Source organism: Methanoculleus sp. SDB, assembly GCA_001412355.1.
Classification (GTDB): Archaea; Halobacteriota; Methanomicrobia; order Methanomicrobiales; family Methanomicrobiaceae; genus LKUD01.
The window spans coordinates 1-9117 of the sequence record LKUD01000060.1; the positions used below are offsets into that span (position 1 = coordinate 1).

Annotated in this window: 10 protein-coding genes and 1 pseudogene; 7 read left to right on the top strand and 4 right to left on the bottom strand. The window is 56.3% G+C overall.

Annotation, left to right across the window (positions count from 1 at the left end; translation table 11 throughout):
* The first annotated feature begins 178 nt into the window (after positions 1–178).
* The 3 genes from APR53_04080 (at position 179) to APR53_04090 (ending at position 2282) form a co-directional block, all read left to right on the top strand.
* Positions 179–1171 carry a hypothetical protein gene (locus tag APR53_04080; protein ID KQC04056.1) on the top strand — a complete coding sequence of 331 codons (993 nt, stop codon included), beginning with the start codon at positions 179–181 and terminating at the stop codon, positions 1169–1171.
* Between the two features lie 50 nt (positions 1172–1221).
* A complete protein-coding gene (locus APR53_04085) occupies positions 1222–1980 on the top strand; it encodes a dienelactone hydrolase (protein ID KQC04057.1) in 759 nt (252 codons plus the stop codon).
* A 74-nt stretch (positions 1981–2054) separates the two neighbouring features.
* A complete protein-coding gene (locus APR53_04090; GenBank protein ID KQC04058.1) occupies positions 2055–2282 on the top strand; it encodes a hypothetical protein in 228 nt (75 codons plus the stop codon).
* A gap of 58 nt (positions 2283–2340) precedes the next feature.
* Here the strand turns inward: APR53_04090 and APR53_04095 are convergent, their stop codons facing one another.
* Entirely contained in the window at positions 2341–3012 is a 672-nt protein-coding gene (locus tag APR53_04095) for a hypothetical protein (GenBank protein ID KQC04059.1), read from the bottom strand.
* Between the two features lie 92 nt (positions 3013–3104).
* Between APR53_04095 and APR53_04100 the strand changes: the two genes are divergently transcribed.
* Complete coding sequence (locus APR53_04100) at positions 3105–4286, top strand: aspartate aminotransferase (protein ID KQC04060.1); 1182 nt, start codon at positions 3105–3107, stop codon at positions 4284–4286.
* Between the two features lie 219 nt (positions 4287–4505).
* Positions 4506–4859, top strand: a complete 354-nt coding sequence (locus APR53_04105) for a hypothetical protein (protein ID KQC04061.1) — start codon at positions 4506–4508, stop codon at positions 4857–4859.
* Between the two features lie 170 nt (positions 4860–5029).
* Here APR53_04105 and APR53_04110 read toward each other — a convergent pair whose 3' ends face one another.
* Positions 5030–5287: a hypothetical protein gene (locus tag APR53_04110; protein KQC04065.1), complete on the bottom strand. Its 258-nt coding sequence runs from the start codon at positions 5285–5287 to the stop codon at positions 5030–5032.
* A gap of 202 nt (positions 5288–5489) precedes the next feature.
* Positions 5490–6293 carry a 4Fe-4S ferredoxin gene (locus tag APR53_04115; GenBank protein KQC04062.1) on the bottom strand — a complete coding sequence of 268 codons (804 nt, stop codon included), beginning with the start codon at positions 6291–6293 and terminating at the stop codon, positions 5490–5492.
* Positions 6294–6451: 158 nt separating this feature from the next.
* Between APR53_04115 and APR53_04120 the strand changes: the two genes are divergently transcribed.
* Positions 6452–6886 (top strand): hypothetical protein, encoded by a 435-nt coding sequence (locus APR53_04120; GenBank protein KQC04063.1) that lies wholly within the window; start codon positions 6452–6454, stop codon positions 6884–6886.
* Positions 6887–7051: 165 nt separating this feature from the next.
* Complete coding sequence (locus APR53_04125; GenBank protein ID KQC04064.1) at positions 7052–8677, top strand: RNA helicase; 1626 nt, start codon at positions 7052–7054, stop codon at positions 8675–8677.
* 236 nt (positions 8678–8913) lie between these two features.
* Here the strand turns inward: APR53_04125 and APR53_04130 are convergent.
* Positions 8914–9117, bottom strand: a pseudogene (locus APR53_04130).

Here is a 9117-nt window from a genome sequence, read left to right on the forward strand (position 1 = left end):
TTTTTATCCGGAAAAACCCTCTCTCTGTAAGAGACGCAATCAGAAAGCACTCCCGGCGGAAGACCGGTCACCCCGGAGAGGGAGGAATGCCACCTTCCTCACACTCCCGGGGAATGCGGTGCCTTCGGCCGGCTACAGAATTGCGATCTCCTGATGAACGAACAACCTGCGCGATCCCATGAATTCTTCCGCTCTGCTCTCCGAACCTTTCCGCACGGTACTCATGCTCGCGGCCCTCGTTATCATATGTGCCGGAATGAAAGGTGCGGCCACGATGATCGGGCCCCTCTTCTTTGCAGTCTATCTCGCGGTCATCTTCGGCATACTGATCCGTTGGCTCGAGCGGAAAGGAGTCCCCCATATCCCGGCAGTAGCTGCGGGGATTGTCCTTTTTCTCGCGATAATCGCCGGAATCACCATTCTGATGGCGGTGTATATCTCGCAGCTGGTCCGGCAGCTGCCCCTCTACCAGGCCGGGCTCGAAAGCAGGGTTGTGCTGTTCACCGCGATGGCGCGGGATCAGGGGATTGATATCGCTTCCGTCCCGGTTTCGGATCTGCTATCAGTCATTCCGGGTGCATTCGGGAGTGCGCTTGCCGGACTCGGAAACAGTATCACCATCGTACTGCTCATCGTCATTACGCCGATATTCCTTATCCTTGATGCCGGTATGTTCCTCGAAACGCTCAGAAGCTCGCTCGAAGGCCGGCCCGATGTGAGGGCGAAAATCGAAAAATTAGGACGGGAAATTATCCGGTATCTTGTCATCCGGTCCGAAGTCAATTGTGCGACGGGTATCGGAATAGGCGTGCTATTGGCATTTATCGGGGTTGATTTTGCAATATTATGGGCATTTCTTGCTTTTTTACTGAGTTTTATCCCGTACTTAGGCTTCTGGATTGCGGTCATCCCGCCCGCACTGCTTGCGTGGACGCAGTTCGGACCCGCATCCGCCATACTGGTTATTCTTGGCGGTGTCGTCATCAACGAAATTGCGGAAAATATTCTCTTTCCCCAGCTCGCCGGCTATGAACTGAAAATATCCCCGGCGGTCGTGCTCCTCTCCGTCTTTTTCTGGGGATGGATTCTCGGCATTTTCGGAGCGCTGCTGGCGGTGCCCCTGACGCTCTGCCTGAAACTGCTCTATGAGGTCTCCGGAGAACAGGCATAACGGTTAAAGGGGAGGGTGCATATGTGCATGCATCCGGAGGGGGGAGAGGTATGAGAAAACTCATCCTGGCTATGGTGGTGGCATCCCTCATCGTGCTCGCCGGGTGTACCGATTCGGGCGGAGCGGGCGGTGACAGGGGGCAGAAAGGTACGACGGTGGACATCTCAAGCGGCGGGAGGAATTACCCGGCCTATACCGCATCGCCGGGCGGGGAAGGGAAATATCCGGGTGTAGTGCTGATACACTCGTTCAACGGGCTTGAGCAGGGCTACCGGGATATGGCGGATCTCTTTGCCGCGGAGGGATATGTGGTCATTGCACCCGCGTGGCAGACATATGACCAGAGACCGGAGGATAGTGTGGTGGAGGTGCTTATCCGGGACACGATTGCCCACCTGAAAACCCGCGGCGACGTAGACCCGGCTCGCCTCGGCCTGACGGGATTCTGTGCCGGAGGACGCTATACCATGCTCTTCCTGCCCAGGATTGAGGAGTTCGGATCCGGTGTCGCGTGGTACGGTTTCCCCTATTCGGGCGGATTTAACAACGAGACAACTCCCGCAGAGTACATCTCCGATCTTGCCGATCCGATGCTGATCATCCACGGATCCCGGGATCAGGCAAGCCCGGTTGCGAACATCTACCGCTATGCCGCGGCGCTTGATGAGTCGGACAAGTACTTCGAGCTCAAGATCTATCAGGGCGAACCGCACGGATTTATGATTGAAAACGGGACTCTGTCTCAGAGTTTCGTCGCACAGGATGCCTATGAGGAGATGGTGGACTTCTTTGAAAGGACACTCGTCTGAAATCCCCGCCTGTTCTTTTTTCCGGTTCCCGAACCGCCATAGCATTATCTGGTCAGTCCTCCATAGTCCCCTCCATGGAACCCGTTGTTGATGCCGTACAGAGTGCCGACGGGATTGTGGTCACCTACATCTCCGGGACTACACGGTCATCTGAATTTTTTACGTATGAGGACCTCATACGGATGAAGATCAACGTGTCGGCTCTGCTCGACCATCCCGGATATTATGGTGTCGACCCTTCCGGCCATGGAATCAAGAGGACTGACTTTTGCAGGCCGGATATGCATACGAAGGGCCAATAAAAAAGACCACGAATCGCCGGTCAGGGAAAAAAGGAGACCGGGGAATTATTCCCTCACCCTATGCCAGGACGAGTTCTCCTGATCCCCTCGCGACGTTGTGCCTGAAAGTCGCCGAATCGGTAGTCCCGATCCCCCAGATGAATTTCACCGTCTGCCCGGAAATGAGCGTCCTGTCGTAGGTATCACCCGTGTTCAACAGCCGTGAAAATTCGATGATCGTGATGCCGTCCGACTCGGAACCGCCGGATGCGAGAATGTCACTCGTACCGCCGAGATCGGTGTCGGGAGGATGCGGGCCGACGGGCCCGGTCGAGTTCATGTCAAAAACAATCGCGTTCCCGTCTTCAACATACCCGAACAGCATGTCCGCGTCCATCATTGCGGTGGTGGGTTCGAATCCGATTGAGACCCACCCCGTCGCCTCGCCCCGGAGTGCCATGTAGAGCACATCCGGGTCGTTTGTCCAGTAGATTGTCATTTTGCCGTTGGAATAGGTCACACTGTTGTCGTATTCGCTCTCACCGATAATGCCGTCGGCCACCCACGGCACGGCGGATCCAGGGGGCGGTGTCGTTCCGGGAGCGGCCGTATCGGCCGGCATGGTGTCCGGCGGTACCGGTGACGGCGAAGCGGTCGGCGCGGGTGTGGGTTCCGCGGGCCCCGTGTCAGTGCACGCCGCACACAGAAAGAGTGCCCCCAGAAGGATCAGAAGCACGAGACATCGTTTCATGGGAGGGGCTGTTGTGCTGTGCGGTAATAAGCATTGTCCGGGCGTCCCGGCCTCTCGTTTTTTCATCTCGGACGGAAAAGAATGAAAGAATCATGGCATACCGGTTCTCCCGCAGGATGGAAAAGACCCCGAAATCATTTATCAGGGAAATACTGAAGGTAACACTGAATCCCGGAGTGATATCCTTTGCAGGCGGACTTCCGAATCCCGACCTGATTGACGTTGCAGGTATCGAAAAAGCGGCGGGCGATCTCATCAGGGAAGACGGGAAGGCCGCCCTCCAGTACTCGACGACAGAGGGCTACGAGCCGCTCAGGCAGTTCATCGCAGACCGTTACTCGAAGCGATACGGCCTTTCGGCCGATCCGGACGAGATCCTTATCACCAACGGCTCGCAGCAGTGCCTCGACCTGATCGGCAAGATCTTCATCGACCGCAGTGACGCCGTTGTCATCGAACGACCCGGGTATCTCGGCGCAATACAGGCATTTTCATTGTTCGAACCTGTTTTTCATGCGGTTTCCCTTCATGACGACGGGCCTGACACCGGAGAACTCGCCGGAATCCTCTACGATGAAGATCCGAAATTCTTCTATGGCATCCCGAATTCGCAGAATCCGACAGGCATTACCTATTCTGAGGAGAAGCGGCGTGAAATCGCAGAAATACTGCACGATACCGGGACGATCTTCGTCGAGGACGATGCATACGGAGAAGTGAGATTTGACGGCAGCGCGGAACTGCCGGTGACGCGATACCTTCCCGGGGAGGGTATCATGACCGGAACCTTTTCCAAGATTTTCTCACCCGGCATGAGGCTCGGCTGGATCTACGCACCCGGGGATATCATGGAGAGGCTTATCGTCGTAAAGCAGGCATCCGATCTCCACTCGAATTACCTGAGCCAGAGAATCCTCGCAACATACCTCGAAGAGAACGATATCGACGCCCATATCAGGAAGATCACTGCAGCGTACGCCTCGCGGGCCGCGCTCATGGCGGCGTGTATGGAGAAGCACTTCCCGGACGACATCACCTTCACGAGGCCGGAAGGAGGCATGTTCATCTGGGTCACCTTCCCCGAAGGGATTTCATCGGTGGAACTCTTCGAAACGGCGGCGAAACACAACGTGATTGTGCTCCCGGGGCTTCCTTTCTACGTGGACGGCGCGGGCGACCGATCGGCGCGATTCAACTTTTCAAACGCCAATCCCGACCAGATTCGAGCGGGCATCGATATTATCGCGGACGTCATTGAGGCAATCAGGAAATAGTAACCGCACCCGGTTGTCATCATCGCTCCGTTCCGTCATTCGGTGGGTCCGCACAAAGGCGAACACCCTGTCAAGCCCCGCAATAAAGACCGGGTTTTGGAGCAGGTTTGGCAGGCGGGATGATTCCCTTCCCCACATCCGGAAGTCAGCCCGGACCACTTCAGATTCTGAGTGGATATATATAAATATAAGGATAATTATGTATCGTTCTGATCCATCATGACACTGAAAAGAGAGGACCTCTATCCGCACGTCCGCAAGAAACTTCAGGAGTGGTATCCGGGAAGCAGGGGATGGACAATCTACGATCGCACCGAGGTGGCAGGCATCCAACCGGATTTCCTGATTGAAAAGCGGTCCGGCGAATGCATCGAGCGAAGCATCTGTACGGTTGAAGCGGCACGGACGATCACCGACGACCATGTACGGCGTATCAATCACTATGTCAGTATTCTCTCGGGAAAGAACATCTCGATCCTCGAAAGAATTCTCGCCGTACCGTCAGGAACCGACACGTCGTCCGTTCCGACCGGCATCTCCATCTTCCATCTCGAAAAGGTTCGGCAGGAATAAAACGTCCGGTGCACAATCACAGATACGGTAAGCCGAAAAATACCGCCGGTAAAACTCCCGTCCTCGAAGGGAGCTGATGGCCGGTATACCGGCGGGTGAAGAGGGCGCTTCCGTATCTCCGGAGACCCCCTTCCCGTGCGTCTTTTACCGGCACCAATGTACTTGAAAAATTACTCAATCCACTCTTTACGAACCTGAATTGTCTCGAGAAGAAGCTGCTGCTTTTCCGCTCCCCGGGTACAGTAGAATTTGTTTTTAAGTCCGAATTCTGCAGCGAAGGGACAGGTGGAACAAAGGCACTCGATTTCCCGGGTGATGCAGTCGCTTCTGCCAATCGTGCAGAAGACAAACGATTCCTCCCCCGGAGAACACTCCTTATAGGTGGGGCATTGCCTGCAGAGGCATTGTTTTTCACGTTTTTCAAGGATCAGCTTCTTTTCATCTTTTGAAAGATCGATTGTCTTCATCAGATCCTGATAGGTCTGTATGTCCATAGAAAAATCAACGTGTCGCACCAATATTTAATGTTTATTATCAAATTGGGGATTATGACCTGAATCAGGAGGCAAATCCCGGTTTCATCCAATCACCCGCCGGTCGCTCCGCAACGAATTCGAGAGAGAAAAACCTTCATCTTCCCCCAAAGGACCGGACATGCTCCCATGCCCGATGGTAGTGCGGGTACTCCTCTCTCTTTCCGTAGATCGATGTGTCCCGGCGGCCGTAATGCGCCCGGTCTTCGCCTGCCGGGCAGACTTTCAGGCAGATTCCGCAGGGAGCAATCTGCCGTTTCTTGAGCCCGGCGCTCTGCGAGGCGCAGGCGAACTTGTCGGTCAGCCCGGCCGGATAGTCGTCTTCATCGAGTGCGTGGGACGGGCAGTGGCGCACGCACAGCATGCAGCGCGTGCAGAGGTCTTCCTCAGATAACGGGTCCGGAGGGAGCCTGGCAGCCGTAAAGACGGAGCCGAAACGGACCCGCGGGCCATACTCACGCGTAAGAAGCATATTGTTCACCCCGAATGTCCCGAGCCCGGCAAGGAAAGCGGCATGCCGCTGCGAGAAGAAGGCGATCGGTTTCTCAAGCAGCACCTGCACATCCCCGTACCCGTCCCTCGGGACAAAGACAGAGGGGGATCCCTGATCGTTGAGAAACGCGGCAAGGCGGTACGTATACTGGTCCAGCAGGGTGTTGACGGTGGTATAGAGTTCCCGGTACCAGATCGAGGGAGCGGTTTCCAGTACCGGGAGGAGAACCGGGAGCCCGATGACGATGACCGACCGTGCCTCGGGAAATATCGCCTGCGGGAAGAACTCCTCCGGAACCCACGGCTCAAACAGAGGATGCTCCCAGCGTTCCACGTTCGCTACCCCGACAAGCGGAATATCCATATCCCTGCACTTGTTCAGGACAACATCCTTCAGGTCTTCGGCCATGTGATTTACCCGATGATTATGTGCGCCGTGGCCGGTGAAAAGGTTACCCGCGATCTTTCCGGACGGCAGGCCTGCATCCTCCCGATCCGGACGATAAGACAGCGGCGATCCTTCCCGTTGGATCCCTTGATATCATGGTGCGTCACACGCACGGATGTATGTCATACCCCATCTCCACCCGGATCCTGCTCGCCTGCCTTCTCGTGTCGTTCGCTGCGGCAGGCTGCACCTCCGCCGGCGGCTCTCCGGTCCTTGTCGAATACCACAGGACAGGGGGCATCGCAGGATTTGACGACACGGTTGTCGTCCATGAAAACGGGACCGCGAGGGTCTCCCGGTCGGGAGATGTCTCCGTTATTGCCGTTTCGCAGGAATCCCTCGCCCAAATACGCGCTCAGATAAAATCTGAGGTGTTTCTGTCCCTTGAACAGGAATATATCCCACCCGAGCAGGGGGCCGACCTTTTTACCTACGAGGTGACGGCCGGCGGCAAGACAGTGCGGGCGCAGGACGGGGCGGTCCCGGAGGCACTTGAGGCACTCATCGGCGAGCTGAACGGGATAATCGGTGCAGCAGGTCAGGCAAGCGAATGAGTGTGAATCGAGCTCAATTTCGATGGTATCCGCCTGAACCCCGGCGATCCCACAGACTACATTCCGGGTCGGGGAAGGAAAGGAATCTCTTATTGACAATCCTCACTACGATTTTATCATCCCCGATACCACCTATAAAGAGGTCTGGTAACATATGAATATAGAATGAAAGAATCCGTCACTTTTTCAACCTTCACTATATCTCCCGATACTCTCCACGCCATCGCCGATATGGGCTTCGAGGAGCCCACCCCTATCCAGACACTCTCGATTCCCCCGATCCTCAACGGAGATGATGTGACCGGCCAGGCCCAGACAGGGACCGGTAAAACCGCTGCATTCGGCATCCCCGCCATCGAACGGGTCGATACCGGAGACCGTGCAACCCAGGTCATCGTTCTCTCGCCGACGCGCGAACTGGCAATCCAGACTGCAGAGGAATTTGCACGGCTGGCAAAATACCATCCAAGGCTCACCGTGCTTCCCGTCTACGGGGGGCAGCCCATCGAACGGCAGTTCAGGGGGCTGAAATCCGGGGCGCATATCGTTGTCGGGACGCCGGGACGTGTACTTGATCACCTCGACCGCGGCACCCTGTCCCTCTCGAACGTGAAGATGGTCGTCCTCGACGAGGCGGACCAGATGCTCGATATGGGCTTTCGCGATGATATCGAGTTAATCCTCGGCGAAACGCACCGCGACCGTCAGACAATCCTGTTCTCGGCGACGCTCCCGAAACCGATTCTCGAAATCACGAAGAGATTTCAGAAAAATCCCCGATTCGTCCGTGTCCAGCACGGGGAACTGATCGTTCCGCAGATAGAGCAGCTGTACCTCGAAGTCAGAAACCGGGACAAACTCGAAATTCTCTCCCGGCTCCTCGACATGTACGATCCGGGCCTTACCCTCGTCTTTTCCAATACGAAAAAAGGAGTCGACGAACTGGCGTCCCAGATGCACAACCGGGGATATTCCGCAGCCGGCCTTCACGGCGATCTCAAACAGGTGCAGCGTGACCGTGTAATGGGCGCTTTTCGTAACGGCGCAATCGATGTGCTCATCGCCACCGACGTGGCGGCGCGCGGGATAGACGTCGAGGATGTCGACCTGGTCATCAATTTCGATGTCCCGCAGGATGTCGAGTATTACGTCCACCGTATCGGGCGGACGGCGCGGGCCGGAAAGCAGGGCCGGGCGATCACATTCGTTGACCCGAAAGAGATCTTCAAGCTCCGATCAATCCAGAAATACGCACGAATCACGATTGCGCGGATCCCCCTCCCGACAGCCCGTGACGTTGAGGAAAGCAGGATGCGTAACCTTACCGAATCGGTAAAAGAGACGATCGATTCCGGCGATATCGGGAAATACCGGGAGATAGTCGAACGGATGATGATTGATGAATACACATCCATCGATATCGCCGCAGCCCTCCTGAAACGGGCGCTCGATACCGGAACCGAGCCGGATCAGGCACCCGAACTCCCGCATCACGACCCGGGAGCGGAGCCGGGAATGGTTCGCCTGTACCTGAATTTCGGCAGGGACCAGCGTATCAGGCCGAAGGATATCGTGGGTGCGGTTGCGAACGAAGCCGGCATCCCCGGCAGATCCATCGGTGCCATCAGCATATACGGCACGTATTCGGTCTTTGAAGTCCCGCAGGACACGGCGGCCCTTGTTGTCGAACGGATGAAAGACCGTTCAATCGGGGGCGTGCGGCTGACAGACGGCAATACTCTCGGATATGCCTCCGTCGTGAAAGGCGAAGAAAAATCCGGACGCCGTTAAGCGCCTGTGGGATGAAATCCGGCAGGTTCCCTCTTTTTTTACTATCGCTCCGCCCTCGAGCAATGCCACCCGGGCGCAGGCTGTAATGCGGGCACGGACAGGATCATCAGGTTGCCAGGATACCGCAGGAATAAAATAGGCCGGGGATGAGGGGAAATCCCCGGGAGAGGAGAGGGATCAGATGAAATTCTGCGACGTGATACTGATCCGGGAGGTGGGGTTTATTCTCTCTGTGCTCATTCCGTAATCGGGTTACATTTCGTTCGCATTTTCATACCGGCACCGCATTTGCCGCCGCCGGGAGGGGCGGGGAAATCAAGCTCGTCACCATGCTCTTCCATGAACTGCTGCATCAGTTGACGGGCCGTTTCCCTGTCACCGCTTTCGATGGCAGCGCGGATAGCGGAGACATCATACCCCTGCTCTTCGAGCCGGTCGAG